The 23,948-nt window shown below is 70.8% G+C and carries 25 protein-coding genes; 11 read left to right on the top strand and 14 right to left on the bottom strand.

Annotated elements, in window-relative coordinates:
* Positions 1–172 precede the first annotated feature (172 nt).
* Positions 173–877, top strand: a complete 705-nt coding sequence (locus tag ACZ6WN_RS26040; protein ID WP_465868887.1) for an SGNH/GDSL hydrolase family protein — start codon at positions 173–175, stop codon at positions 875–877.
* On the opposite strand, the gene ACZ6WN_RS26035 is transcribed toward ACZ6WN_RS26040, so the two are convergent.
* The 4 genes from ACZ6WN_RS26035 to ACZ6WN_RS26020 are packed head-to-tail and all read right to left on the bottom strand — an operon-like array spanning position 874 to position 4,841.
* Positions 874–1,203: a DUF4387 domain-containing protein gene (locus tag ACZ6WN_RS26035; protein ID WP_465868885.1), complete on the bottom strand. Its 330-nt coding sequence runs from the start codon at positions 1,201–1,203 to the stop codon at positions 874–876. The genes ACZ6WN_RS26040 and ACZ6WN_RS26035 overlap by 4 nt on opposite strands.
* Positions 1,196–2,590: an acyclic terpene utilization AtuA family protein gene (locus ACZ6WN_RS26030; RefSeq protein ID WP_465868884.1), complete on the bottom strand. Its 1,395-nt coding sequence runs from the start codon at positions 2,588–2,590 to the stop codon at positions 1,196–1,198. Before ACZ6WN_RS26030 ends, ACZ6WN_RS26035 begins: the two co-directional genes overlap by 8 nt.
* Complete coding sequence (locus ACZ6WN_RS26025; RefSeq protein WP_465868883.1) at positions 2,587–3,549, bottom strand: phosphoglycerate dehydrogenase; 963 nt, start codon at positions 3,547–3,549, stop codon at positions 2,587–2,589. Before ACZ6WN_RS26025 ends, ACZ6WN_RS26030 begins: the two co-directional genes overlap by 4 nt.
* Positions 3,546–4,841 (bottom strand): MFS transporter, encoded by a 1,296-nt coding sequence (locus tag ACZ6WN_RS26020; protein WP_465868882.1) that lies wholly within the window; start codon positions 4,839–4,841, stop codon positions 3,546–3,548. The genes ACZ6WN_RS26025 and ACZ6WN_RS26020 overlap by 4 nt, the downstream gene beginning before the upstream one ends.
* Positions 4,842–4,949: 108 nt before the next feature.
* On the opposite strand from ACZ6WN_RS26020, the gene ACZ6WN_RS26015 reads away from it, so the two are divergent.
* From ACZ6WN_RS26015 to ACZ6WN_RS25980, 8 genes are all read left to right on the top strand, one after another.
* Entirely contained in the window at positions 4,950–5,663 is a 714-nt protein-coding gene (locus tag ACZ6WN_RS26015; protein ID WP_465868881.1) for a GntR family transcriptional regulator, read from the top strand.
* A complete protein-coding gene (locus tag ACZ6WN_RS26010) occupies positions 5,663–6,583 on the top strand; it encodes an AEC family transporter (protein ID WP_465868880.1) in 921 nt (306 codons plus the stop codon). Before ACZ6WN_RS26015 ends, ACZ6WN_RS26010 begins: the two co-directional genes overlap by 1 nt.
* Before the next feature lie 117 nt (positions 6,584–6,700).
* Complete coding sequence (locus tag ACZ6WN_RS26005; RefSeq protein WP_465868879.1) at positions 6,701–7,111, top strand: DUF1707 domain-containing protein; 411 nt, start codon at positions 6,701–6,703, stop codon at positions 7,109–7,111.
* Positions 7,112–7,297: 186 nt separating this feature from the next.
* A complete protein-coding gene (locus tag ACZ6WN_RS26000) occupies positions 7,298–8,275 on the top strand; it encodes an ABC transporter substrate-binding protein (RefSeq protein ID WP_465868878.1) in 978 nt (325 codons plus the stop codon).
* Entirely contained in the window at positions 8,272–9,093 is an 822-nt protein-coding gene (locus tag ACZ6WN_RS25995) for an ABC transporter permease (RefSeq protein WP_465868877.1), read from the top strand. Before ACZ6WN_RS26000 ends, ACZ6WN_RS25995 begins: the two co-directional genes overlap by 4 nt.
* Complete coding sequence (locus tag ACZ6WN_RS25990) at positions 9,090–9,866, top strand: ABC transporter permease (RefSeq protein ID WP_465868875.1); 777 nt, start codon at positions 9,090–9,092, stop codon at positions 9,864–9,866. The genes ACZ6WN_RS25995 and ACZ6WN_RS25990 overlap by 4 nt, the downstream gene beginning before the upstream one ends.
* A 20-nt stretch (positions 9,867–9,886) precedes the next feature.
* A complete protein-coding gene (locus ACZ6WN_RS25985; protein WP_465868874.1) occupies positions 9,887–10,675 on the top strand; it encodes an ABC transporter ATP-binding protein in 789 nt (262 codons plus the stop codon).
* Positions 10,672–11,436 (top strand): DUF1932 domain-containing protein, encoded by a 765-nt coding sequence (locus tag ACZ6WN_RS25980; RefSeq protein WP_465868872.1) that lies wholly within the window; start codon positions 10,672–10,674, stop codon positions 11,434–11,436. The genes ACZ6WN_RS25985 and ACZ6WN_RS25980 overlap by 4 nt, the downstream gene beginning before the upstream one ends.
* On the opposite strand, the gene ACZ6WN_RS25975 is transcribed toward ACZ6WN_RS25980, so the two are convergent.
* Positions 11,433–12,086, bottom strand: coding sequence for a GntR family transcriptional regulator (locus ACZ6WN_RS25975; RefSeq protein ID WP_465868871.1), 654 nt, complete (start codon positions 12,084–12,086; stop codon positions 11,433–11,435). The genes ACZ6WN_RS25980 and ACZ6WN_RS25975 overlap by 4 nt on opposite strands.
* A 60-nt stretch (positions 12,087–12,146) precedes the next feature.
* Positions 12,147–13,784, bottom strand: a complete 1,638-nt coding sequence (locus ACZ6WN_RS25970) for a glycoside hydrolase family 13 protein (RefSeq protein WP_465868870.1) — start codon at positions 13,782–13,784, stop codon at positions 12,147–12,149.
* 322 nt (positions 13,785–14,106) lie between these two features.
* Between ACZ6WN_RS25970 and ACZ6WN_RS25965 the strand changes: the two genes are divergently transcribed.
* Positions 14,107–14,310, top strand: coding sequence for a cold-shock protein (locus ACZ6WN_RS25965; RefSeq protein ID WP_008357755.1), 204 nt, complete (start codon positions 14,107–14,109; stop codon positions 14,308–14,310).
* Between the two features lie 89 nt (positions 14,311–14,399).
* Here the strand turns inward: ACZ6WN_RS25965 and ACZ6WN_RS25960 are convergent, their stop codons facing one another.
* A complete protein-coding gene (locus tag ACZ6WN_RS25960) occupies positions 14,400–14,879 on the bottom strand; it encodes a YbaK/EbsC family protein (protein ID WP_465868868.1) in 480 nt (159 codons plus the stop codon).
* 9 nt (positions 14,880–14,888) lie between these two features.
* The gene (locus tag ACZ6WN_RS25955; RefSeq protein WP_465868867.1) at positions 14,889–15,587 is read right to left on the bottom strand and encodes a spermidine synthase; all 699 of its coding nucleotides are present in this window, start codon (positions 15,585–15,587) and stop codon (positions 14,889–14,891) included.
* Between the two features lie 245 nt (positions 15,588–15,832).
* Here ACZ6WN_RS25955 and ACZ6WN_RS25950 point away from each other — a divergent pair, with 245 nt between their 5' ends.
* Positions 15,833–16,966: an MHYT domain-containing protein gene (locus tag ACZ6WN_RS25950; protein ID WP_465868866.1), complete on the top strand. Its 1,134-nt coding sequence runs from the start codon at positions 15,833–15,835 to the stop codon at positions 16,964–16,966.
* 4 nt (positions 16,967–16,970) lie between these two features.
* Here the strand turns inward: ACZ6WN_RS25950 and ACZ6WN_RS25945 are convergent, their stop codons facing one another.
* The 6 genes from ACZ6WN_RS25945 to ACZ6WN_RS25920 form a co-directional block, all read right to left on the bottom strand.
* Entirely contained in the window at positions 16,971–19,943 is a 2,973-nt protein-coding gene (locus tag ACZ6WN_RS25945) for a bifunctional [glutamine synthetase] adenylyltransferase/[glutamine synthetase]-adenylyl-L-tyrosine phosphorylase (RefSeq protein ID WP_465868865.1), read from the bottom strand.
* Positions 19,944–19,972: 29 nt separating this feature from the next.
* Positions 19,973–20,680 (bottom strand): type 1 glutamine amidotransferase, encoded by a 708-nt coding sequence (locus tag ACZ6WN_RS25940; RefSeq protein WP_465868864.1) that lies wholly within the window; start codon positions 20,678–20,680, stop codon positions 19,973–19,975.
* A 181-nt stretch (positions 20,681–20,861) separates the two neighbouring features.
* On the bottom strand, positions 20,862–22,199 hold the full coding sequence (gene glnA, locus ACZ6WN_RS25935; RefSeq protein WP_045550195.1) for a type I glutamate--ammonia ligase: 1,338 nt from the start codon (positions 22,197–22,199) through the stop codon (positions 20,862–20,864).
* A gap of 49 nt (positions 22,200–22,248) precedes the next feature.
* Positions 22,249–22,440: a hypothetical protein gene (locus ACZ6WN_RS25930; protein WP_465868862.1), complete on the bottom strand. Its 192-nt coding sequence runs from the start codon at positions 22,438–22,440 to the stop codon at positions 22,249–22,251.
* A gap of 22 nt (positions 22,441–22,462) precedes the next feature.
* On the bottom strand, positions 22,463–23,212 hold the full coding sequence (locus ACZ6WN_RS25925) for a hypothetical protein (RefSeq protein WP_465868861.1): 750 nt from the start codon (positions 23,210–23,212) through the stop codon (positions 22,463–22,465).
* A gap of 79 nt (positions 23,213–23,291) precedes the next feature.
* Entirely contained in the window at positions 23,292–23,927 is a 636-nt protein-coding gene (locus ACZ6WN_RS25920; RefSeq protein WP_465868860.1) for a SatD family protein, read from the bottom strand.
* Positions 23,928–23,948: the final 21 nt, after the last annotated feature.

Raw genomic sequence — 23,948 nt, 5'->3', positions numbered from 1 at the left:
TCTTTGATTCCCCTGTCTTGTACCCCAACGGTGACCGCGGTGAGGAGGGTCTGTGTCAAACCTTCCGGGGAGATTCGCCCACCGTTCAGCCAACGTCGGAGACCCGCCGGAGCACGCGCTGTAGAACGACGGAAGAGCACGTACGTCACGACGTTCCGCCCAGGGAGAGACGATGAATCCACTGCTGCTCCCGCTGGTCGCCGCACAGGCCGCGTACGTCCACCGGACCATCGGCAAGGAGCCCCGTCCGGAGGGTCCGACGAAGGGCTTCGTGCCCCGCCCGGAGGCCGAGGGCGGAGCCGACAAGCTGCGCCTGCTGGTGATCGGTGACTCGTCCGCCTCGGGCCGCGGCGCACCCACCCACGACCTCGCCTTCGCGGGCTCGATGGCACGCGCGATCGCACAGCGGACCGAGCGTCCGGTCGAGTGGCGGGCGCTGGGGAAGTACGGCGCGACGAGCGAGCGGATCCGGCACGGCATCCTCACGCAGGTCACCGGCCAGTGGGACCTCGCCGTGCTCCTGGTGGGGGTCAACGACATCCTCGCGCGCCGCTCGGTCGAGGCGTGGACGCGGGATCTGACCGCGATCGTGGAGACCCTCCAGGAGCACGCCGTGCACACCGTGCTCCCGGGGATCCCGGAGTTCGGCGCCTTCCCGTCGCTGCCCCGCACCCTGCGGCGCTACCTCGCCGAGCGCGGGAAGACGCTCGACGTGGCAGCGCGACTGGTGTGCGCCGGGCGGACATCGGTGGAGTGGGTCAGCTCCGCCGACCTCGGTCCCGCCGAGCCGTCCTTCTTCGCGGCCGACGGGTTCCACGCCTCACCGGCGGGCTATGCGCGGTGGGCGCAGGCGATCTGCGACCACCTCGATCTCTAGGCCGACCCAGTGCCGGGCACCACGAGCTGGGCCAGCGGCACGTGGTGCTGACCGGCGTGGACGTCGCGGTCGCGCAGCGAGCCCTGCGAGACCGGACGCGGATAGGAGATCTTGACGACGTTGAGCGAGGGGATCCGGAAGATCTGGACCGACCCGGGATCGACCCGGTAGAGACCGGCGACGACGCCCTCGTCGAGGAAGGTCTCGTCGGCGGCGATCCGGTAGCCCTCGGCGTCGCGCATGAACAGCTCCATCGTGATCCAGAACGGCCCGGCGTTCTTGGAGCGGACCTCGATCGCGAGGTCCCCCAGGGTGGTCTCAGGCATCGTGCTTCTCTCCCATCTCGTCGGTGAGCTCGGTGCGGAACATCGCGGTCGGCGTCAGGCTGTCGACGGCGTGGTTGAGCACGAACTCGTACGCAGCGCCCCGCTCGACCTCGGCCGGCGAACCCGGGAACGCCAGGCTGGGCAGGTAGTCCATGTCCTGGGTCGGCAGGTGGAGCATCAGCGGGTTGGCGACCTTGGCGACGGCGGTGGCCAGGTCCTGGTCGGCGGCCCGGACCAGCAGCATCACCCCGACCTCGCGCGGCGGCTCGGTGGACGGGTCGAGGTCGCCGAGGACGGCGTCGTAGCCGTAGAGGCGCAGGTCGTAGTCGTAGTCGTCGCTGGTCAGACCGAGGGTCTGCTCGACCCGCTGGGTGAACACGACATGCATCAGCGCGGCCCAGCCCTCGATGTCCTTGAGGATCAGCGGGTCCCGGATCGCGGAGAACGACATCGTCTCGTAGCCGGTGATCCGGGAGCCCTCGAGCTTGATCGTGTGCTGCTCGGCGTGGTGGAACCGCGACCCCTCGACCCGCACCCGGCGCTCGTCGAGCGCGGTGTAGACGGCATCGCGCACATCCAGCGTGCCGTCCGGCTCCCGCATCTCGAACGGGTTCGCCGTCTCGTACAGCATGTGGGCGGCGACCGAGATCGGCGTGCACGCGGCGCTCTCGTCGAGCGGCTCGATGGTGAACCCGGTCCGGTCGACGGTCGCGAAGACCCCGCCCGCCCGCGGGTTGGTCGTGCACTGTCCACCGCACTCGACGATCTTGGCCGCGTGCCAGGTCGGCCCGGCGGGCATCCCCTTCAGCAAGGCGTACGCAGCGGCGTTGGCCGTGTCGGTCGCCCGCCCGGCCAGGACCACCTGAGCCCCGGCGGCGAGGGCCTCGGCGATGGGCTCGTGGCCCATCATGGCGACGATGTGGGTGCAGTCCTCGAGGGTCGCGCCGTCGAGGTCTCCCAGCGGCGGCAACGGGTGGATCCGGCCGGCCTCGAGCGGTTCCTTCAGATCGGCGGCCCGCTGCTCGCTGTAGATCCGGGCGACCTTCATCGACAGGCCCTCCTCGGCGAGCAGGCCGGCGACGATCCCGGCGACCCAGTCGACGCCGTCGTCGGTGCCGCTGGTGCCGCACGAGCCGACGATGAGCGGGATCCCGGCATCGGCCGCGGCCCGGAGCAGGAGCCGCAGGTCGCGGGCGACCGCGGCAGCCGTGGTCTTCGGCTTCGAGGCGCCCAGGTAGTAGGGGCCGGAGTCGGTGGAGCCGCCGTCGACGGCGATCACGTCCGCCCCCAGCGCGATCCCACGGGTGATCGTCTCCTCCGGGAACCCGGCGCCGAGCATCCCGCTGGGCACCAAGATGCTGACGGAGTCAGCGGTGTCGCTGGTCATCTGTTGTCTCTCTTCTCGATCAGGTGGGCGTTGACAGCGTGTTTCGGGCAGCCCGCGAGCGCGTCGATGAGCTCCGTGGCTCCCTCGATGCCAGCGGCGCGGCGGGCCTGGGCGGTCTGCCCGGCCAGGTGGGAGTGGACGACGATGCCGGGCACCCCGCGCAGCGGGCTCCCGGCCGGCAACGGCTCCTCGGCGACCACGTCGAGCGCGGCCCCGGCGATCCGGCCCTCGCGTACGGCGGCGACGAGCGCGTCCTCGTCGAGGATCGCGCCGCGCGCGGTGTTCACGAGCACCGCACCGGGCTTCATCAGCGCGAACGCGGCGGCGTCGAGCAGTCCTCGGGTCCGTGGGGTGAGCGCGGTGTGGACCGAGACGTAGTCCGCGTCGGCCAGCAGCTCGGGCAGCTCGACGAACCGTACCTCCGGGTCGCTCCGCTCGGCCTCGGCCACAGCGGTGGTGCACAGCACCGTCATCCCGAACGCCCGGGCCAGCGGCACGACGGCGCGGGCAGCAGCGCCGTAGCCGATCAGGCCCAGGGTCGAGCCGCGCAGCTCGCGGCCGTCCCCGCGCGGCCAGCCGCCGGACGCGACGCCGGTCGCGCTCTCGACCAGCCGGCGGGAGGAGGAGAGCAGCAGCCCGATCGTGTACTCGGCGACGGCGTTGGCGTTGATCCCGGGCAGGTTGCTGACCGTGATCCCGGCACGCGCGGCCGCCTCGACATCGATCGCGTCGTAGCCGACCCCGGTGCGTACGACCGCTCGCAGCCGGTCGGTGGACGCGAGGACCTCGGCGGTGAGCGGGTCGTGCCCGACGAGGGCGCCGTCCACCCCGGCCAGGTCCGCGACCAGGTCTCCGGACGGATAGCGGGTCTCGTGGCCCCGGGAGCGGAGCAGGTCGTCGACCTCGTCGCCGGGCCGCAGGTAGTCGGTGGTGATCAGGATCCGGGCCACCGCGCTCACACCGCCTTCTCGGCGTCGCCGCGCCGCTGGAGGCGGTCGATCCGCACCACGATCACGACCGCGACCGCCGCGACGACGGCGATGTCGAGCAGCATCGTCGGCCAGCCCAGGACGTCCACGGCCCCGCCGATCAGCGCCGGCCCGAGGAAGGCACCCGCCTGCCAGCCCACCGCATAGAGCGCCGCGTACGTCCCGAAGACCCGCGCCGAGGGCGCCAGGTTCCACAGCACGACCACGGCGTTGACCAGGAAGGCCGAGGCACCAGCGGCGCCGATGCAGAACGCCACGACGGTGCCGGTCGGGGTCTGCACCACGGTGCCGAGGAGCATGGCGGCCGCGAAGGTCGCCATGCCGGCGATCATGGTGCGCAGCCGGCCGAAGCGCTCGGCGAGCAGGGCGGTCGGATAGGCCGCGAGCAGGAACGCGACCCCGCTCGGAAGGGTCAGCCCGCCGGCGTCGCCGCGCGACATCCCCAGGGTCTCCATGCCGTAGGGCGTGACCAGTGCGCGCGAGCCCGCCCAGGCGCTGCCGAAGACCAGGATCGCCACGATCAGCAGCAGCCGGCTGCGGTCGGGGTCGCGCACGATCTCCCCGATGGTGTCCCCGATGCGCGCCTGTCCGACGGCCGTCGACTCCTCCGCGGCGTCCTCGGCCGCGTCCTCGGCCACGGCCGCCCGGTAGCCGGGTGAGGAGCTGTCGCGGATCGAGAGGCACAGCACGGTGACCGAGACGAGGGTGATCAGCGCGATCACCGCGAAGGAGAGGGCCAGATGGTCATCGACCAGCAGGATGCTGACCAGGGCCGCGACGATGACGGTGAGGCTGGAGGCGATCTTGACGGCGGCGTTGGCCCGGCTGCGGCGCTCGGGGGCGATGAAGTCGGGCACCAGCGCCTCGCCGATCGGCTTGAACGAGTTCGAGACCAGCGCGAACGCGACGATGACGACGATCAGCAGGGGCAGCGAGTCCGCGGTGTGCGGCAGGGTCACGAACAGCAGCGCCGCCAGCGGCATCCCGACGGCGAGGTAGGGCATCCGCCGGCCCCATCGGGTGCGGGTGCGGTCGGACCGGTTGGCCATCCAGGGCTGGATGAAGATGCCGAGCAGGTTGTCCATGCCCATGATGAAGCCGACCAGCGCGGCGCTGGCCAGGTGCTCGCGCAGCAGCGGCGGCACCTGGCTGTCGTAGAAGTTCCACATCGACTCCTGGGCGAAGACCGCCAGCGCGACGAGGAGGGTGATCCGGCGGGGCCCGAGCTGCCGTGATGGTGCGGTGGGAAGGGTGGTGCTCACAAGACGGACCTCCGTGATCTCAGGACTGTGGCGGCGCTCACAGTAGTTTTGCTACAGCAAAACAGTCAAGAGGTGGCACCGCAGAAAAAGTGGCCTAGGATCTGCTTCATGCCGATCTCCTCCCCCGAGACCACGCCGGAGACCACGACGGTGGCCGAGCGCGTCTATCAGGCCTTACGCAGCCAGATCGGGTCCGGCGAGCTCGAGCCGGGCGCCAAGGTGACCGAGCGAGGCATGGCCGAGCGTCTCGGCGTCAGCCCGACCCCGGTCCGCGAGGCGATCCGGCGGCTCGAGCTCGACGGGCTCGTGGAGCGGGTGGGGCCGCGTACGACCCTGGTGGCCCGGATCGAGGAGGACGCCAGCCACGACCTGGCCGAGGTGGAGGTCGCGCTGCGCGGCCTGGCCGCCCGGTTCGCCGCGCGGCACGCCACCGACGACGAGCTCGACGCGCTCGACCGCCTGCTCGACGAGGCCGACGACCTGGTGATCCTGATCCGGGCACGCCACCGCGACGACAAGCCGGTCGAGAAGCATGCCGACCGCTTCCTCGACGTGCTCGGGCGCTTCAACGAGCAGGTCAACGCCGCGGCCCACAACCCTGTCCTGCTGCGCCTCCTGGAGCAGTCCCGCTCGCTGACCCGGTCGCGGCAGCGCGAGATCTCGCGGGCACACCTCCTCGCCGGCGACGAGTTCGGCGCCGACCGCTACGCCGAGCACCGCGCCCTCGTGATCGCCCTGCGTGCCCGCGACGCCGCCGAGTCCGAACGCATCGTCACCGAGCACGCCGCCCGCGGGCTCCTCGACCTGCGGCGCGAGATCTAGTGGCAGGGGTCTTCACCGGCTTCGCCACGATCAGCGTCCTCATCGCCCTCGGCGCCCTGCTCGCCCAGCTCAAGATCCTCGACCAGCACGGCCAGCGCACCCTGTCGACCCTCGCGTTCTACGTCGCCAGCCCGGCCCTCCTGATCACGGTCATGGACGACAGCGATCTCGGCTTCGTCTTCTCCGGCAACCTGGTCGCCGTCGCCGGCGCCGTGCTGGTCTCGGGCACGCTGATCGTCGTCGTCGCGCGCCTGCGCCGCCGCGACCTGGGCACCACGGTGGTCGCGACGCTGTGCGGCTGCTACGCCAACGCAGGCAACCTCGGCCTCCCGATCGCGTCGTACGTCCTGGGCGACCCGGTCCTGGTCGCGCCGACGCTCCTGCTGCAGATGCTCGTGCTCCAGCCGCTGGCGCTGGTGATCCTGGACGCCGACGCGAGCACGACGAGGCTCTCGTTCTGGGCGATCCTGCGCCGTCCGCTGACCAACCCGATCACCGTCGCCTCCCTGATCGGGGTGGCACTCTCCGTCACCGGTCTCGACCTGCCGACCGCGGTCTCCGATCAGCTGGACCTGGTCGCCGGCATGGCGGTCCCCTCGATGCTGATCGCCTACGGGGTCGCGCTCCGGCTCGGCCCGCTCCCCGGTCGCGGCGTGCCGCCGCTCGACCTGGCCGCCGTGGTCGCGACCAAGCAGGTGGTGCAGCCGGTGGCGGCGTACGTCATCGGGCGGTTCCTGCTCGGGCTCGACGCCGAGGCCCTGCTGGCAGTGACCGTGCTCTCGGCGCTGCCGACCGCCCAGAACGTGTTCGTCGTCGCGCAGCGCTACAACCGGGCCGTGCTGCTGGCCCGGGACGTCATCTTCGTCAGCACGCTGGCGACCGTGCCGGCGATCCTGCTGGTCGTCGTGCTGCTCACCTGAGGCGACGGCCGAGCCCCGACAAAAGACCCTTGCGACCGCATTCCTTCCGGCGTACCCTCGCGATATATCGGGACACTACGCCGACAGTCGAAGCGGCTTTCATCAAAGGGAGACAGCATGAGCAACCTCGACCACCTGCGGGTGAGTGAGGCTGATCGGGAGGAGGCGTCGGCGAGGCTCGCCGAGCACTACTCGACCGGCCGGCTCACCGATGACGACTACTACGAGCGCCTGGACGCGGTCTGGTCCGCGAAGGTCCGCGCCGACCTGGAGATGCTCTTCACCGACCTGCCGAAGACCGCCCCGCAGCCGCCGCAGGTCATCCGCCGCCCCCGCCAGGGCCGCCCGCGAGCCTTTCCGTTGATCGCCTGCTTCCTGCTCGTGGCGATCGGGCTGGTCGTGATGGGCGTGCCGTGGTGGGTCTTCGCCGCGATCGCGGTCGGGGCGCTCGTCTTCCGCAAGGGACACCACCACGGGCACCACCACGGGCACCGTCACCACCAGCACTTCCATCGTTCCGTGCACTGAATTCCGGATTCCATGGCCTCCACGCGGGCTCACCACTAGGTTGTGCCGCGGCCGCCCCGGCGGCCACGACCCCACAACCGAGCCGGTAAAATTGCCGCCAAGATTGTTTACAATATCTCGTGGTGTGCATCACACTGGCGACCTGCCTGCGACCGAGCGGGCGACCAGCCCACGAGGAGTCCCCCGATGAACCGCTCCCCCGCCCGCACCGCGCGCCGCGGTCTGGCAACCGCACTCGTCCTCGCCCTTCCGCTCGCGCTCGGCGCCTGTGGTGGCGGGTCCGCCGACGAGGGTGCCGACGGTGCCACCGAGATCACCGTCGGCGTGATCCCGATCGTCGACGTCGCCCCCATCTACCTGGGAGTGGAGAAGGGCTTCTTCAAGGAGGAGGGCCTCGACGTCAGTCTCGAGCTCGCCCAGGGCGGTGCCGCGATCGTCCCCGCGGTGGCCAGCGGTCAATACCAGTTCGGCTTCTCCAACACGACCTCCCTGCTCCTGGCCCAGACCCAGGACGTGCCGATCGAGGTCGTCACCGCCGGCGTCAACGCCACCGAGGACCCGGCGGCCGACATGGCCGGTGTCCTGGTCAAGGCCGGCAGCGACATCACCTCGCCGAAGGACCTGGAGGGCAAGAAGGTCGCGGTCAACACGCTCAAGAACATCAACACGACCACGACCAACGAGCTCGTCCGTCAAGACGGTGGCGACCCGACCAAGATCGAGTACGTCGAGCTGGCCTTCCCCGAGATCGGCCCGGCCATCGAGAAGGGCGACGTGGACGCGGGCCAGGTCGTCGAGCCGTTCCTCACCATCGGCACCCAGGCCGGCATGACCGACCTCGGCTCCAACTTCGTCGCCGCCGACCCGGGCCTCGCGGTGGCGGAGTACTTCACCTCGACGAGCTACGCCGAGTCCGACGCCGACACCGTCGAGGCCTTCACCACCGCGATGAACCAGTCGCTCGACTACGCCCAGCAGCACCCGGACGAGGTCAAGGAGATCCTCCCGACCTACACCGACATCGACGACAAGGTGCTCGCCGAGCTCAACATGCCGCAGTGGACCTCCGAGATCGACGCCGCCTCGATCCAGAAGCTCGCGGACCTCTCCGAGGCCGACGGTCTGTTCGCCAAGGACCCGGACGTGGACGCTCTGCTTCCGTGACCGTCGCCACCCTGCCCCTGGCCGGCACCCGACCCCAGCGGGTCGCCGGCCGCGGCCGCGACGCCGCCCTGGGCGTCCTCGGCCTGCTCGTCGTCGTCGGCCTGGCCGAGGCGCTGCCGCGTCTCGGCATCGTCGATGACAGCTATCTCCCGCCGGCGAGCGCGATGTTCGCCGAGCTCGTCGACCAGCTCGGCGAGGCCGCGTTCTGGAGCGACCTCGCGGCCACCCTGCGCGGCTGGGCCACCGGCCTGGCCGTCGCGATGGCCGCCGGCATCGTGCTCGGCGTGGTCATCGGCTCGGTCGGCTTCCTGCGCGACCTGACCGCCTCCACGATCGAGTTCCTGCGTCCGATCCCCTCGGTCGCCCTGATCCCGCTCGTCGTGCTGCTCTACGGCAGCCGGCCGACCTCGGCGCTGATCCTGGTCGTGTACGCCTCGTTCTGGCAGATCCTCGTGCAGGTGCTCTACGGGGTCGCCGACGTGGACCCGGTCGTGCGCGACACCGCCCGCTCCTACCGCTTCTCGCGGCTGGCCACCGTCCGCACCGTCCTGTGGCCCACCGCGCTCCCCTACGTCATGACCGGCTTCCGCCTGGCCGCCTCGGTGGCGCTGATCCTGGAGATCACCGCCGAGCTGATCATCGGCGTGCCCGGCCTCGGCAAGTCCATCGGCGTCGCCCAGTCCTCCGGCGCGGTCGAGAAGACCTACGCCCTGGTCATCGTCGTCGGGATCATCGGCGTCCTCGTCAACCTGGTCGCGCGGGCCCTGGAACGGCGCACGCTCCGCTGGCACGTCTCGGTCCGCAAGGAGGCCCGATGAGACTCCTTCGCACCATCGGCTATGCCCTCGCCCTCCCGATCGTGCTGGTCGCGGTGTGGTGGTTCGCCTCGGCCGGCTCCACGAGCGTCTTCTGGCCGCCGCTGTCCAAGATCCTCGGCGTCTTCGGGGAGACCTGGACCGCCGACCGCTGGCGAGGCGACGTGCTGCCGAGCCTGTCGCGGCTCGCGGCCGGCTATCTGATCGCGCTGGCCGGGGGCGTGCTCCTCGGGGTCGTCATCGGCCTCCACCGCTCAGTCCGCGCGTTCTGCGAGCCGACGCTGGAGTTCTTCCGGGCGGTGCCACCGCCGGTCCTGGTGCCGGTGATCGCGCTGTTCCTGGGCTACACCGGCGACGCGTCGAAGATCGTCACGATCGCGCTCGGCTGCCTGTGGCCGATCCTGCTCAACACCGTCGAGGGCGTACGCGGCCTCGACGAGGTCATGCTGGACACCGCGCGCTGCTACCGGCTGAGCGCGTGGACTCGGTTGCGGCAGGTCGTGCTGCGCGGAGCCTCGCCCCAGATCGCGACGGGCGCGCGGCAGGCGCTCTCGATCGGCGTCATCCTGATGGTGATCAGCGAGCTCTTCGGCGCCAACCACGGCCTCGGCGCCTCGATCGTGCAGTTCCAGCGCAGCTTCGCCGTCCCGCAGATGTGGACCGGGATCATCCTCCTCGGAGTGCTCGGCTTCCTGCTCTCGGTCCTGTTCCGTCTCGTCGAGCACTACTCGCTCGCCTGGTACCGCGGCCTGCGCCAGGCCGACCGCGGCGCCTGATCCGCACCTGAGGAGAACCCGTGTCAACTGCGCTGGACGTACGCGGTCTGAAGAAGACCTACACCACCGGCGGCACCTCGCTGGAGGCCATCGAGCAGCTCGACTTCTCGATCGGCCAGGGCGAGCTGGTCTGTATCGTCGGCCCCTCCGGCGCCGGCAAGACCACCCTGCTGCGCTGCATCAGCGGCCTGCTCGAGGCCACCGCCGGGGTCGTCGAGCTCGACGGCACCGCCGTCACCGAGCCGCCGGCCGGGATGGCGGTGGTCTTCCAGGAGTACGGCCGCTCCCTGTTCCCCTGGCTCACCGTCCGGCAGAACGTCGAGCTGCCGCTCAAGGAGAAGAAGATCCCGCGCGCCCGCCGGACCGAGCTGGTCGAGGAGGCGCTGACCGCCGTGGGTCTGGCCGACTCGGCCTCCTCGCATCCTTGGCAGCTCTCCGGCGGCATGCAGCAGCGGGTCGCGATCGCCCGCGCGATCGCGTACGAACCCTCGGTGCTGCTGATGGACGAGCCGTTCGCCGCCGTCGACGCCCAGACGCGGGCCGATCTCGAGGATCTCGTGCGCGAGCTGTGGAAGCGGCTCGGCGTCACGGTTCTCTTCGTCACCCACGACATCGACGAGGCGGTCTACCTGGGTGAACGGGTGCTGGTGCTCTCCAACCGGCCGACGGTGATCCTGGAGGACGTCGCGATCGACCTTCCCACCGAGCGCGACCAGCTGAGCACCCGCTCGGCTCCGCGCTTCGCGGAGCTGCGCGCACGCGTCTACGAGCTGATCCAGAAGGCGAAGAAGGGAGAGCGGCCGGCATGATCGTCGCGGTTCTCGGGCTCGGTGAGGCCGGCTCGGCATTCGTGGCCGACCTGCTGACGGCGGGCGTCACGGTGCGGGCCTACGACCCGGCGGTCGGCGCCCCGCCCGGCACGGTCGCGTGCGCCTCGGAGGCCGACGCCGCCGACGGCGCCGACCTGGTGATCAGCGTCAACTCGGCCACCGACTCGGTCGACGCCGCCCGCAACGCACTGCCCGGGCTGTCGGCGACGACGGTCTGGGCCGACGTCAACACCTCCTCGCCGGGGCGCAAGCGCGAGGTCGCGGCGGTGCTCGAGGGGCGCTGCGCCTTCGCCGACGTGGCGCTGATGTCGACCGTCCCCGGCCTCGGCATCCGGGTGCCGATGCTCGCCGCCGGCCCGGGTGCCGGCGAGGCGGCGCGGCTGCTGGGTGCCGGTGGCGCGAGCGTCGAGGTGATCGACGGCCAGGTCGGCGACGCCGCGACCCGCAAGCTGCTCCGCTCGGTCTTCTACAAGGGCCTCGGCGCCGCTGTCCTGGAGAGCCTGGCTGCGGCTCGCGCCGCCGGGCTCGAGGAGGAGACCCGAAGCGAGATCATGCGCGAGCTCGACCGGGCCTCGGCCGCGACCCTCGACCGTCTCGTCGAGGGCAGCCACCGCCATGCCGTACGCCGCTCCCACGAGATGGCGGCCGCCGCCGAGATGCTCGACGACCTCGGCGTACCCGGCCGGATCGCCCGCGCCAGTCGCGACTGGCTCGAGGAGATCTCCGAGGCCGGGTCCTAGCGGGACGAGGCGACCTCGCGCACGGCCTCGAGGACGCTGGCGAGGTGCTCGCGCACCGCGGTGTCCGCGGCAGCGGGGTCACGCCGGGCGAGCGCCTCGATGATCGCGAGGTGCTGGGGCAGCGAGACCTGGGAGCGACCGGGACGGTAGGCGAGCCGGTACTGGTGACGTACGCTCCGGCCCTGGAGCCGCGCAAGCGTCTCGGCCGCGACCTGCTGGCCGGAGATCGCCACGAAGCGCTCGTCGAGCCGGGTGTTGAGCTTGGAGTAGGTGCCGACGTCGCCGGAGGCGACCGCGGCCGACATCTCCTCGCCCAACCGGCGCAGCTCGGCGATCTCCTCGTCGGTGATCTTCTCGGCCGCCTTGGCCGCGCACAGCGCCTCGACGGCGGCGCGGACCTCGATGATCTCGACGGCCTCCTCGATGCTGACCACCCGCACCCGGGCACCACGGTTGGCGATCCGCTCGACCAGACCCTCGTGGGTGAGGTCGATCAGGGCACCGCGGACGGCACCGCGGCTGGCGCCGAGCGACTCGGAGAGCTCGGCCTCGACCAGGCGCTGGCCGGCGACGAGCTCACCGTCGAGAATGTCGCGGCGGATCGCCTCCGCCACGTCGCGCTGGGTTACCTGGGTCGGCGAGACCGCCACGTGTCCTCCTTGGTCGGGTCCACGGAGCGTACCAATATTGTTGACAATCTTGGTAGACGATCACCCGGCCGCGGGCGCGATGATCCAGACGGCTGCGTCGGTGGGCAGGTCGCCGACGATCGGGTCGCCGCTGTACATCACGATCTCGCCCTCGGGCAGCGGCGTCGGCTCCATGCCACAGTTGAGAACGACGATCAGGTCGGTCCTTGCCCCCAGACCGGGCACAGCCGCGGAGCCGCCGACCCCGCCGCGCCGGAACGAGACGACGCCCTCGGGCGCGTCCAGGATCTCCACGTCCTCATCGGCACCGAGCGCGTAGGCCCGTCGCGCCGCCAGCGCCGCCCGGTAGAACTCCAGCGTGGAGTCCCTGACCCCGTTCTGCGCGGCCACGGTGAGGTCCACCCACTCGGCCGGCTGCGGCAGCCACGGCTGCGTGGGCAGCTCCTCGTCGGGCACCTGGCTGAACCCGAAGGGCGGCTCGAAACCGCTCCACGGCAGCGGCACCCGGCAGCCGTCACGACCGCCCTCGCCGGTCTCCGACCACGGATCCTCCTGGTACTCCGGCGGCAGGTAGACCTGGGGCAGGCCCAGCTCCTCGCCCTGGTAGAGGTAGGCGGACCCCGGGAGCGCCAGCATCGTCAGGGTCGCCGCGCGCGCCCGGTGGAGCGCCTGCAGCCCGTCGCCATAACGCGAGCGGTGGCGTACGACGTCGTGGTTGGACAGGACCCAGGTCGGTGCCGCCCGCGAGGGGCCGAGCGCCTTCAGCGTCGACTCGATGACCTCCGCGAAGGCCTCGGCCGACCAGGGCGCCTGCAGCCAGGAGAAGTTGAAGGCCTGGTTGAACTCGTCGGCGCGTACGTAGCGGCGCAGCTCGGCCGGGCCGGGGGTCCAGGCCTCGGCGACCATCATCCGGTCGCCGTCGAAGGAGTCGATCAGCTTGCGCCAGGCGCGGTAGATCTCGTGGACGCCGATGTTGTCCCACATCGGCGCGTCGGTGACGCCGCGCTCGTACATCACCGCGGCGTCCGAGGTCAGCGCGAGTCCCTCGGGGACGACCTGGTCGCGCAGCTCCTTGAAGAGCCCGTGCGCGATGTCGACCCGGAAACCGTCCACACCGCGGTCGAGCCAGAAGGTGAGGATCTTGGTGAACTCCTCGACCACCTCGGGGTTGTGCCAGTTGAGGTCGGGCTGGTCGTCGTCGAAGAGGTGGAGGTACCACTGCCCGTCCGGGACCCGCGTCCATGCCGGCCCGCCGAAGACCGAACGCCAGTTGGTGGGTGGCTCCTCACCGCTCTCACCGCGGCCGTCGCGGAAGATGTAGCGCTCGCGGGCCGACGACCCAGGGGCATCGGCGAGCGCCTCGACGAACCACGGGTGCGCCGAGGAGGTGTGGTTGGGGACCAGGTCGACGATCACCTTCAGGGCGAGCTCGTGAGCCCGCGCGATCAGATGGTCGGCGTCCTCCAGCGTGCCGAAGATCGGGTCGACGTCGCAGTAGTCGGCGACGTCGTAGCCGTGGTCGTTCTGCGGCGAGGTGTAGAAGGGGCAGATCCAGATCGCGTCCACGCCGAGAGCGGCGAGGTAGTCCAGGTGATCGGTGATCCCCGGCAGGTCACCGAGCCCGTCACCGTTCGAGTCCGCGAACGAGCGCGGGTAGATCTGATATGCGACAGCTTCGCGCCACCATGGCTGGTCCACGTGGATCCCTATCTCCTCAGTTGGCCACCAGTACCCCGATCTTGTCGATGCGATCCTCGGGGTTGTCAAACCGGGCGGCCCGAAACGGCCCATTATTCGAACGGATCCGGCGCCTGAAACGCCGAAAAACCGGGGATGCCCGAAGTCGGCTCGTGGCATGTAGGCTTGTCTGCGTTGAAGGAGGCGTCCCCACGCGCTTCGCGGTTGCTCTCGGTGACCGTTCGTGCAGCACTTGGTCTTCCGCAGAAGCAGAAATCAGGACTCGTGGATTCAACGCCCAAGGGCGGCACGGAGTCGCCCTGTGTACACAAGGATTAGATTCATGACTCAGGGAACCGTGAAGTGGTTCAACGGCGACAAGGGCTTCGGCTTCATCGCCCAGGACAACGGGGGCGACGACGTCTTCGTGCACTTCTCCGCGATCCAGACCCAGGGCTACAAGACCCTGGACGAGAACCAGCGCGTCGAGTTCGACGTCACCCAGGGCCCCAAGGGCCCGCAGGCCGAGAACGTCCGCCCGGTCTGACCAAAGACCTAGCTGACCTTTCAGCAAAGGCAGCCCCGCTCCTGCTTCGGCAGGGCGGGGCTGTCCCCTTTTTCCGGCGTCTCTTCGGGTCAGGCCTCGGGGAGCCTGGTGACGTCGACCCAGCCCCGGGCCTCGCTGATCGTCTCCAGGTCACCGAGGGTGAGCGCGATCGTGGTGTTGGCGCCGCCCGCCGCCGGGTAGACCACGTCGAAGCGCTTCAGCGAGGCGTCGAGCCAGACCTCGGCCGACGCGGGGTTGCCGAACGGGCAGACGCCACCGATCGCGTGGCCGGTCATCGGCTCCACGTCCTCTGCGGCGAGCATCCGCGCCTTGGTGCCGAAGTGGGCCTTGAACTTGGCGTTGGCGATCTTGGCGTCGCCGGCCGCGACGACGAGGATCGCGGCGGTGCGGTCCTCGGTGTAGAGGCTGATGGTCTTGGCGATCTCCGCCGGCGAGACGCCGAGGGCGATCGCGGCGAGCTCGACCGTCGCCTTCGACTCCGCCGACTCGATGATGTCTCCACCACGTCCGAATCGGTCCAGGTGCATACGGGCCAGCTCGATCGACATGCTCGCAGCCTAGCTCCGCGTCCCACCGCCGAAGGAGTCGGCGACCGCGCGGCCGGTGAAGATGCGGTACTCCATCGGAGAGGGCGACCCGAACGGCGACGGCGGCACCGCGCCACAGGCGATGACCAGGTTGCCGGGGCGGCGGCCCTTCAACGTCGCCGGCTCGGCCCCGACGACCATGTCGCCGAGGTCCCGGGCCGCCGCGATGAAGTCACGCGCCTGACGGAACGGCGCCCTGTCGACGAGGTTGGCGACGAAGACCCCGTCGGGGGCGAGCACACGGCGTACGTCCTCGACGAAGGCAGCGGTGGTGAGCTCGGCCGGGGTGCGGCCGCCGGCGAAGGCATCGAGGATCACCAGGTCGGCGAAGCCGTCGCGTACGCCACCGATGCCGCTCTTCCCGTCGACGGGACGCACCTTGATGCCGCTGCGCGGCGGCAGCGGCGCCTCGTTGCGTACCCGCTCGATGACCTCGGTCGAGGGCTCCAGCACGATCTGGGAGGAGCGCGGCCGGGTCGCGTGGACGTAGCGCGCCAGCGTCATCGCGGCACCGCCGACGTGCAGAACTCGCACTGGCCCCGGGGGCAGCCGGTCGGTAACATCCCCGATACGCCTCATGTAGTCGAACACGAGGCGGGTCGGATCCCCCAGGTCGACGGCCGACTGCCGCATCTCGTCGAGCTCGAGCACGTATACATCGTCGGCCATAGCGCCCATACCCTACCCCCCACATGGAAATAGGGGACCTGTTCCTCTATTGTGACCTGCGCGACAACGGCACCATTGCCCGCTATGGATGCATCCTGGATACCCCTAGGGGCATCCAAACATGTTTCCAGATCTACCTCGCCGATCCCCCACACCCCATCCGGCGAGGAACGAGAGGAAGTCAAAGCAGCGTGACAAGCATCGAAGAAGTCACGATCGGGGCGTTCAGCCAACCCCTGGTTGGGATGTCGTTCATCATCTCCGTGCTCGGCTCGTGGGTCGGTCTGACCTGTGCCGCCCGCGCGCGCCGGCGCGGCACCGGCACCGGAGCCTGGCTCTGGCTCTTCGGCGCGGCCGCCTCGATCGGCGGCGGCGCGATCTGGTCCATGCACTTCATCGGGATGCTCGCCTTCGACAGCCACGTGGCGTACGCCCTCGACGTCGGCACCACCCTCATCTCGCTCGCCGTCGCCATCATCGCGGCGATGGTCGGCATGCTCATCGCGACCGCCATGCGCGGCAGCGCGGGCTACATCGTCGGCGGCCTGGTCACCGGCGCCGGCGTGTGCGCGATGCACTACACCGGCATGTACGCCATGGACATGAGCGCCAAGATGGTCTGGAAGCCGGGGGTCGTCGTGGCCTCCGTCGTCATCGCGCTGGTCGCCTCGGCGCTGGCGCTGTTCTTCGCCTTCAACGTCACCACGCTGCTGATGCGCGTGGGCGCCGCCGTCATCATGGGCGTCGGCGTGTGCGTCATGCACTACACCGGCATGCTCGCCCTCGAGATCCACAGCTCCCCCGAGGACAAGCTCGGCCACGTCAGCGGCGCCGACCCGGTCTACCTGGCGATGCCGATCTTCGCGATCTCGGCGGGCATGCTGATCGTGATCGGCTTCGCCACCATGTTCGCGGGCATCAACGACGATCTCGACGACCCGTGGACCCCGGGCCAGCAGGCGGCGTCGTCGAACTCCGGCGCCCACCCGATGCTGCCGCAGCAGCCTGCCCCGGGGCAGCTGTCCTTCCCCGGCCGCGAGCCCGAGCTGCTCTCGCAGCAGCCGCTCCAGCCGCTCCCGACGCGTCAGCCGGCCGCCTCCGGCAGCCCGCAGGCGAACCAGCCCGCCGGCGACAGCATCGGCAACATGTTCGCCCAGCGCCCTCAGCGTCCGACCCAGCTGCGGCCGCAGAACGGACGCTGGACGCCCCGGCCCTACGCCCAGCAGCCCTCCACCGCCTACCCGGAGCGGCGGGCGGACCTGTTCAACCCGCAGGGTGGACAGCCGGGCGAGGAGACGGGCAACGAGCCGCCTGCCCAGCAGCAGCCCCGGGCGCCGCGCAACCCGGGCTGGCTGCCGCCGCGCAACAACAACCTCTAGGGCCTCACTCCCAGAAGACGCGCTCGACCACACCGTGGGCGAGGCGGGTCATCCGTAGGTAGTCGTTGACCAGCTCGTCGGTCGCGCCCGCCGGATAGCCGAGGATGGCCGCGACGGCGTGCTGCTCCACCGGGCCGGCGGGCAGTGAGTCCGCCGGACGGCCGCGCGCCAGAGTGACCGCGTTACGGACCCGGCTGACCATCCGCCACGCCTCGATGAGCGTCTCGGCGTCGTCGGCCCCGATCAGCGAGGCGTCGCGGGCGGCCTGCAGCGCCTCGACGGTGCGCGGCGTACGCAGCCCCGGGACGGCGTACGCATGCCGCATCTGCAACAGCTGGACGGTCCACTCGATGTCGGCGAGCCCGCCCCGGCCGAGCTTGAGATGGGTGTTGGGGTCGGCGCCGCGCGGCAGCCGCTCGTGGTCGACGCGGCCCTTGATGCGGCGCACCTCGATGATGTCGTCCTCGCTCAGCCCGCCCTCGGGGTAGCGCAGCGGGTCGATCATCTCGGTGAAGGCGTCGCGCACCTGCGGGTCGCCGACGACGGCGTCGGCGCGCAGCAGCGCCTGCGACTCCCAGATGCCCGACCACTTCGCGTAGTAGGAGGCGTAGGCCGGCAGCGTCCGCACCAGCGTGCCCTGCCGCCCCTCGGGGCGCAGGTCGGCGTCGAGCTCCAGGGGCGGGTCGGCCCCGGGGAGGGCGAGCAGCCTGCGCAGGTCGGCGATCACCTTGAGCGCGAACTGGGTCGCCTCGCCGGGGTCGGCGCCCTCGACGGGCTGATGGACGAAGAGCACGTCGGCGTCGGAGGCGTAGGAGAGCTCGAACCCGCCGTAGCGGCCCATCGCGATGATCGCGATCCGGGTCGGCGGCCCGGCCAGCTCGCGGCGGCCGACCTCCTCGGCCACGACGGTGCGCAGCGAGGCCTCCAAGGTGGCGTCGGTCAGCCGGGAGAGCGCCGCGCCGATGGTGTCGATGTCGGCCTCGCCGAGGAGCTCGGCGGCCGAGATCCGGAACAGCTCGCGACGGCGGATCGCCCGGATGTGGCGTACGGCCTCCTCGGCGGAGGTGGTGGTGCGCCGGCGCGCGGCGCGGGCGACCATCTCGTCGGTCAGCGCCTCGGCGGAGAGCGGCGCGAGATCGTGGCCGAGCAGGCGCAGCGCCTCGGGCTCGCGCTCGAGCAGCGCCGTGGTGTAGCGCGAGGTGGACAGGATCGTGGCGAAGTGCTGCGCGACCAGGCCCTCGTCGCGCAGCGAGCGCAGATACCAGGGCGTGGCGCCGAGGGCGTCGGAGATCCGCCGGAACCCGAAGAGCCCGGCGTCGGGGTCGGCGCCCTCCGAGAGCCATTGCAGCATCACCGGCAGCAGCGCACGCTGCAGCGCCGCGCGGCGGGAGACGCCCGTGGTGAGCGCCTCCAGGTGTCGCAGCGCCGCCTTCGGGTCGGCGTAGCCCAGCGCGGTCAGCCGCTCCTCGGCAGCCTTCGCGGAGAGGTGGGCCTGGCCGGACGGGATCCGGGCGACCGCGTCGAGGAGCGGTCGGTAGAAGAGCTTCTCGTGGAGGCGGCGTACCTCGATCCGCTGGTGGCCCCACTCCTTCTCCAGCCGCACCACCGGGTCGCGCAGGTAGCCGAGCGAGCGCGCCAGCCAGCGCAGCGACTCCTCGTCGTCGGGGACGACATGGGTGCGCCGCAGCCGGTGGAGCTGGAGGCGGTGCTCCATCCGCCGCAGGAACGCATAGGCCTCGTGCATGGCCTCGCCGTCCTCGCGACCGACGTAGCCGGAGCGGGTCAGCGCCGCCAGCGCGGAGAGCGTGGTCGGCTGGCGGATCCCGGTGTCGGTGCGGCCGTGCACCAGCTGCAGCAGCTGCACGGCGAACTCCACGTCGCGCAGCCCGCCGGCGCCGAGCTTGAGCTCGCGGTCGGCCTCCCGGGACGGGATGTGGGCGATCACCCGGCGGCGCATCGCCTGGGTGTCGGAGACGAAGCCGTCGCGCTCGGCGGCCTTCCACACGAACGGGTTGACGGCGTCGACGTAGGCCTGGCCCAGGGCGAGGTCGCCCGCGGCCGGGCGGGCCTTGAGCAGCGCCTGGAACTCCCAGGTGCTCGCCCAGCGCTCGTAGTAGCCGACGTGTCCGGTGATCGTGCGCGAGAGCGCACCGGCCTTGCCCTCGGGTCGCAGCGCGGCGTCGACCGGCCAGATGGCGCCCTCGCCGGTGTGGGCCGAGCAGACCTGGATCAGGTTGCTGGCGAGCTGGGTGGCGACCCGCAGCGAGACGTCGTCGCCGACTCCCTCGCCGGCCTCGTGGACGAAGATCACGTCGACGTCGGAGACGTAGTTGAGCTCGTGGCCGCCGCACTTGCCCATCGCGACGACGGCCAGCCGGACCTGGTCGGCATCCTCGCCCACCCGCGCGCGGGCGACGGCCAGGGCGGCGTCGAGGGTCGCGCAGGCCAGGTCGGAGAGCTCGGCGGCGACATCGTCGACCGGGAGCTGGTGGGCCAGGTCGCGGGCGGCCAGGCGGAGCAGCCAGCGGCGGTACTCCACCCGCAGCGCGTCGACCGCCTCCGCGTCCGGGACCGTGGCCACCGGGCTCTCCTCGGCCGGGTCCGCGCCGACCACCGCGAGCAGCGATGCCCGAAAGACGTACGCAGCGGGCCTGGTCGTGCCGAGGGTCGGGTCGGCCAGCTCGCGCCAGTGAGCGGGATGACGGGCCAGGTGGTCGGCCAGGGCGGGCGAGGCGCCGAGCACCGAGACCAGCCGCATCGCGGTGCCCTCGTCGCCGGCGAGCTCCTCGACGAAGCCGTCGCCCTGGGACTCGGCGAGCATGACCAGACCGGCCAGTGCCGCGTCGGGGTCGGCCGCCTGACCCAGGATCGCCAACAGCTCGTCGGCGCCGGCGCCGAGACCTGCCAGATCCGCCAGGGCCGTGTCCGGGTCGTTGAAACCGAGCCGGAGCAGCTCGCCCTTGCCTGGCAACGTCATGGCCCCGATTCTGTCACCTGAGCGAGAGGTCAGGCGCTCCAGGGCCTCGGGGTCGGGATGACCCCTCCGCGGGTGCCGCCGGGGGCGACGGCGGCGCTGCGCTCACGGACCAGGCGCGCGAACCCGAAGGCCAGCGGCTGCCAGGTCTTGATCAGCTCCCGCTCGGCGAAGGTGGCCGTCGCGACGACGTCCTCGACGCTGCGTCCGATCTGCTCGAGCTCCTCGACGGACTCCTCGGCCCAGACCGCGACCGCGGCGGCGTCGACCTCGGGGTGGAACTGCACGCCCCACACGGTCGGGGCGAACCGCGCCGCCTGGACCTGCCCGTCGATCGAGCTGGCCAGCTGGACGGTGCCCTCGGGCAGCCGGCCGACGACGTCGCGGTGCCAGTGCATGGCGCGGTCGTCGCCCGCCAGCAGGCGCATCAGTGGGTCGAAGAGGACCTCGGGCTCCCAGGTCACCTGGCGCACGCCCACGGTCAGCCCGAACGGGCTGCGCTCCACGGTGCCACCGAGGGCCAGCGCGGCCAGCTGGTGGCCCAGGCAGATCCCGAGCGTCGGGATCCCGGCCTCGGCGGCCTGCGCGATCCGCTCGCGGGTGACCTGGAGCCAGGGGTGCTCATCGTCGGAGTCGGCGTCCATCGAGCCGCCCATGACGAGCAGCCCCGAGTAGGAGGCGTCCAGCGACGAGAGCGGCGGGATCGGTTCGGCGTATGCCCGACAGACGTCGACACACATGCCCGCCTCAGCCAGCCAATGACCGAACAACGCCGGCGGAACTGTCTCCTCGTGCTGAATCACAAGCACTCGGGGAAGACTCAACGACATCACTCCCACTCTCCCGTTCGATCCAGTGTGGCAGCACCGGATCGGAAGTGTGGAATCGGGCTTGAGTTTCCTTGACAACCAGTTTGCGGGCTCAGATGACCGGGAGCATCCGGGAGCGCTCGTAGGCGGTCACCTGCTCGCGGTAGGCGGCCCATTCGGCGCGCTTGTTGCGCAGGAAGAAGTCGAAGACGTGCTCACCGAGGGTCTCGGCGAGGAGCTCGGAGTCCTCGGCCATCCCGATCGCCTCGTCGAGGTTCTCCGGCAGCGGGTCGATGCCGAGGCTCTTGCGCTCGCGCTCGGTCAGCGCCCACACGTCGTCCTCGGCCTCACGCGGCAGCTCGTAGCCCTCCTCGATGCCCTTCATGCCGGCCGCCAGGATCACGGCGAAGGCCAGGTAGGGGTTGCAGGCGGCGTCGAGGGACCTGACCTCGATCCGGGTCGACTGGCCCTTGAGCGGCTTGTACATCGGCACCCGGACCAGCGCCGAGCGGTTGTTGTGACCCCAGGCGACGTGAGCCGGTGCCTCTCCCCCGCCGATCAGGCGCTTGTAGGAGTTGACCCACTGGTTGGTCACCGCGGTGATCTCGCCGGCGTGACGGAGCACGCCACCGATGAAGCTGCGGCCGGTCTTGGAGAGCTGGTATTCAGCACCGGGCTCGTAGAAGGCGTTGGCGTCGCCCTCGAACAGGCTCAGGTGGGTGTGCATGCCGGAGCCCGGGTGCTCGGTGAACGGCTTGGGCATGAAGCTCGCCCAGATGCCCTGGCTCAGCGCGACCTCACGGATGACCGTACGGAAGGTCATGATGTTGTCGGCGGTGCTCAACGCGTCGGCGTAGCGCAGGTCGATCTCGTTCTGGCCCGGCCCGCCCTCGTGGTGGCTGTACTCGACGCTGATGCCCATGGCTTCGAGCATCGTGATCGCCTCGCGCCGGAAGTCGGCGCCCATCGACTGGGCGGTGTGGTCGAAGTAGCCGCTGGAATCGACGGGGGTCGGCTCGCTGCCGTCGCGCGGGTTGTCCTTGAAGAGGTAGAACTCGATCTCGGGGTGCGTGTAGAAGGTGAAGCCCTTCTCCGCGGCGTTGGACAGGGTGCGCTTGAGGACGTAGCGCGGGTCCGCGTACGACGGCGACCCGTCGGGCATCACGATGTCGCAGAACATCCGGCCCGTGGACGGGCCGTCGGTGCGCCACGGCAGGATCTGGAACGTGCTCGGGTCCGGGAGGGCCAGCATGTCGGCCTCGGTCACCCGAGCGAACCCCTCGATCGCGCTGCCGTCGAAGCCGATGCCCTCCGCGAAGGCGCTCTCGAGCTCGGCCGGCGCCACCGCGACCGACTTCAGATAACCGAGCACGTCGGTGAACCACAGTCGCACGAAACGTACGTCCCGCTCTTCGAGTGCGCGGAGCACGAAGTCCTGTTGCTTGCCCATGCGTGAACACTAACGGTCCGACGTTACAGCTGAGATCTTCGCGCCACGGTCAGCGGCCGGGACCCCTGAAGATCGAGATCACCAGCGCCACCCCGAACCCGGCCAGGGCCGCGCCGAGGACCGACCAGGCGGTGCTCGTGCCGCCTCCGCCGAGATAGCCCATGCCGGTCAGCGCCAGCGCACCTCCGGCCAGGAGAAGCACGACGGCCACCAGCAGCCCAAGAGCCTTACCCACAGTCATGGCACCGCAATCTAGTCTCGGTCTAGGTGATGACCAGGGCGAGGGTCACCAGCGAGGTCATCCAGGAGACGAAGCTGCCGACGAGGAAGTATTCGGTCACGTCGTTGATGCTCGGCCCGTCGCTCTCGCCACGGAACGACTGCAGCTCCGGCCAGCGGATCAGCCCCTTGGCCGCCACCACCAGGCCGGCGGCGGTGAGGCTGCCGGTGAGACCGAGCCCGAAGATCGTCAGCCGCTCGAGCGGGCCCAGGAGCCGTCCGCCCTTGAGATTGTTGCCGGCGACCCCGTCGAGCGGGTTGGCCACCTTGGCGACGTCGAGGACGAGCTGCACCACGACGTTGCCGGTCGAGATCTGGACCAGCAGGCCACCGAAGGCGAGCAGCACGGCCTCGGGGCGCGCCGCCTCGACCCAGGCCCAGGGGGCGTTGTCCGCCCAGGCGGCGACCGGGCCGCCGACCTCGCCGGCCACCGGGGCCAGCAGCACCCCGAGGAAGATCGTCGCGCTCAGCAGGGCCAGCGGGATCCCCGGACGGGGGTTCCTGTCCGACCCCTGCGGCGGGTGGGCCAGGAAGCCCCACAGCACCGCGATCCCGGCGATGACGATCACCGCGGCCAGGTCGCCGCCGAAGAGGGCCGAGAGCAGACCGAACGCGATCACGACCACGGCGCCGATCGCCTCGGGCACCCAGCGGATCCGCCGGAGCGGGTCGATGAGCGCGTGGGCGAAGTCGACCGTGCCCACGCCGATCAGGAGCAGCGCTATCCAGCTCATGCCGCCGCCTCCGTAGCGCAAGCGCCAGAATACGGACACGGCGGCATGATGACCTGATTGTTCGCTCGCTTGCGCTCGCTCATCGAATCTCCCCGAGCAGCTCGTCGGCGCGCACGATCACGGCGATGCCGTCGCGCCGGACGCGCTGGGAGACCGCGGAGGGGGTGATGTCGAGCTCGGCGGCGATGGCCTTCTGAGACATGGCGGAGAGCATGCCAGAAAGCACCGACACCGAGGCTCGATCCAGCCGAGAGAAGAGCTCGTCGCGCGCGACCAGCGCGGCGTTGACCGCCGCCGGGTCCGGCCCACCCGCGTCCTCCGCGGGCTGATACCAGGTCCGTACGCTGCGCGAGGCCGCCTTGTTCTCGGCCCGCTCCGCCGCCTCGATCGCGTCCCGTGCCGACCACCAGCCCGGCCCGTCCTCGACCCGGGGGTCGTCTCGGAGCACGCGGGTGGCACCCCAGCTGATGCCGTGGCGTACGCCGACCACGGGGTGGAGCGCGATCCGCAGCCGGAACGCGGCCCGGATCGCGACACCGACGGTCTCGAAGGCGCCCTGGTACTCGTCGCCGACCGTGATCCGCAGCGGATCGACCGGTTGCCACTGCCGGTTGATCTCCTCGACGGCATCAGCGAACGCCTCGTGGACCTTCGCGCGGTCGGACGTGGTGCGCGAGCCCACGAGGTCGCCGATTACCGTCGCTACATACACCATGTGAAGACTATATCTTCATTT

Source organism: Nocardioides sp. NPDC054178 (genome assembly GCF_055585005.1).
This window is presented reverse-complemented; position numbering and strand designations above follow the sequence as displayed.

What these genes read in the sequence shown, in the direction of transcription:
- ACZ6WN_RS26040 (WP_465868887.1), top strand. Translation starts at nt 173, where the DNA reads ATGAATCCACTGCTGCTCCCGCTGGTCGCCGCACAGGCCGCGTACGTC.
- ACZ6WN_RS26035 (WP_465868885.1), bottom strand. Translation starts at nt 1,203, where the DNA reads ATGCCTGAGACCACCCTGGGGGACCTCGCGATCGAGGTCCGCTCCAAG.
- ACZ6WN_RS26030 (WP_465868884.1), bottom strand. Translation starts at nt 2,590, where the DNA reads ATGACCAGCGACACCGCTGACTCCGTCAGCATCTTGGTGCCCAGCGGG.
- ACZ6WN_RS26015 (WP_465868881.1), top strand. Translation starts at nt 4,950, where the DNA reads ATGCCGATCTCCTCCCCCGAGACCACGCCGGAGACCACGACGGTGGCC.
- ACZ6WN_RS26005 (WP_465868879.1), top strand. Translation starts at nt 6,701, where the DNA reads ATGAGCAACCTCGACCACCTGCGGGTGAGTGAGGCTGATCGGGAGGAG.
- ACZ6WN_RS26000 (WP_465868878.1), top strand. Translation starts at nt 7,298, where the DNA reads ATGAACCGCTCCCCCGCCCGCACCGCGCGCCGCGGTCTGGCAACCGCA.
- ACZ6WN_RS25990 (WP_465868875.1), top strand. Translation starts at nt 9,090, where the DNA reads ATGAGACTCCTTCGCACCATCGGCTATGCCCTCGCCCTCCCGATCGTG.
- ACZ6WN_RS25980 (WP_465868872.1), top strand. Translation starts at nt 10,672, where the DNA reads ATGATCGTCGCGGTTCTCGGGCTCGGTGAGGCCGGCTCGGCATTCGTG.
- ACZ6WN_RS25965 (WP_008357755.1), top strand. Translation starts at nt 14,107, where the DNA reads ATGACTCAGGGAACCGTGAAGTGGTTCAACGGCGACAAGGGCTTCGGC.
- ACZ6WN_RS25960 (WP_465868868.1), bottom strand. Translation starts at nt 14,879, where the DNA reads ATGTCGATCGAGCTGGCCCGTATGCACCTGGACCGATTCGGACGTGGT.
- ACZ6WN_RS25955 (WP_465868867.1), bottom strand. Translation starts at nt 15,587, where the DNA reads ATGGCCGACGATGTATACGTGCTCGAGCTCGACGAGATGCGGCAGTCG.
- ACZ6WN_RS25950 (WP_465868866.1), top strand. Translation starts at nt 15,833, where the DNA reads ATGTCGTTCATCATCTCCGTGCTCGGCTCGTGGGTCGGTCTGACCTGT.
- ACZ6WN_RS25945 (WP_465868865.1), bottom strand. Translation starts at nt 19,943, where the DNA reads ATGACGTTGCCAGGCAAGGGCGAGCTGCTCCGGCTCGGTTTCAACGAC.
- ACZ6WN_RS25940 (WP_465868864.1), bottom strand. Translation starts at nt 20,680, where the DNA reads ATGTGTGTCGACGTCTGTCGGGCATACGCCGAACCGATCCCGCCGCTC.
- glnA (WP_045550195.1), bottom strand. Translation starts at nt 22,199, where the DNA reads ATGGGCAAGCAACAGGACTTCGTGCTCCGCGCACTCGAAGAGCGGGAC.
- ACZ6WN_RS25930 (WP_465868862.1), bottom strand. Translation starts at nt 22,440, where the DNA reads ATGACTGTGGGTAAGGCTCTTGGGCTGCTGGTGGCCGTCGTGCTTCTC.
- ACZ6WN_RS25925 (WP_465868861.1), bottom strand. Translation starts at nt 23,212, where the DNA reads ATGAGCTGGATAGCGCTGCTCCTGATCGGCGTGGGCACGGTCGACTTC.
- ACZ6WN_RS25920 (WP_465868860.1), bottom strand. Translation starts at nt 23,927, where the DNA reads ATGGTGTATGTAGCGACGGTAATCGGCGACCTCGTGGGCTCGCGCACC.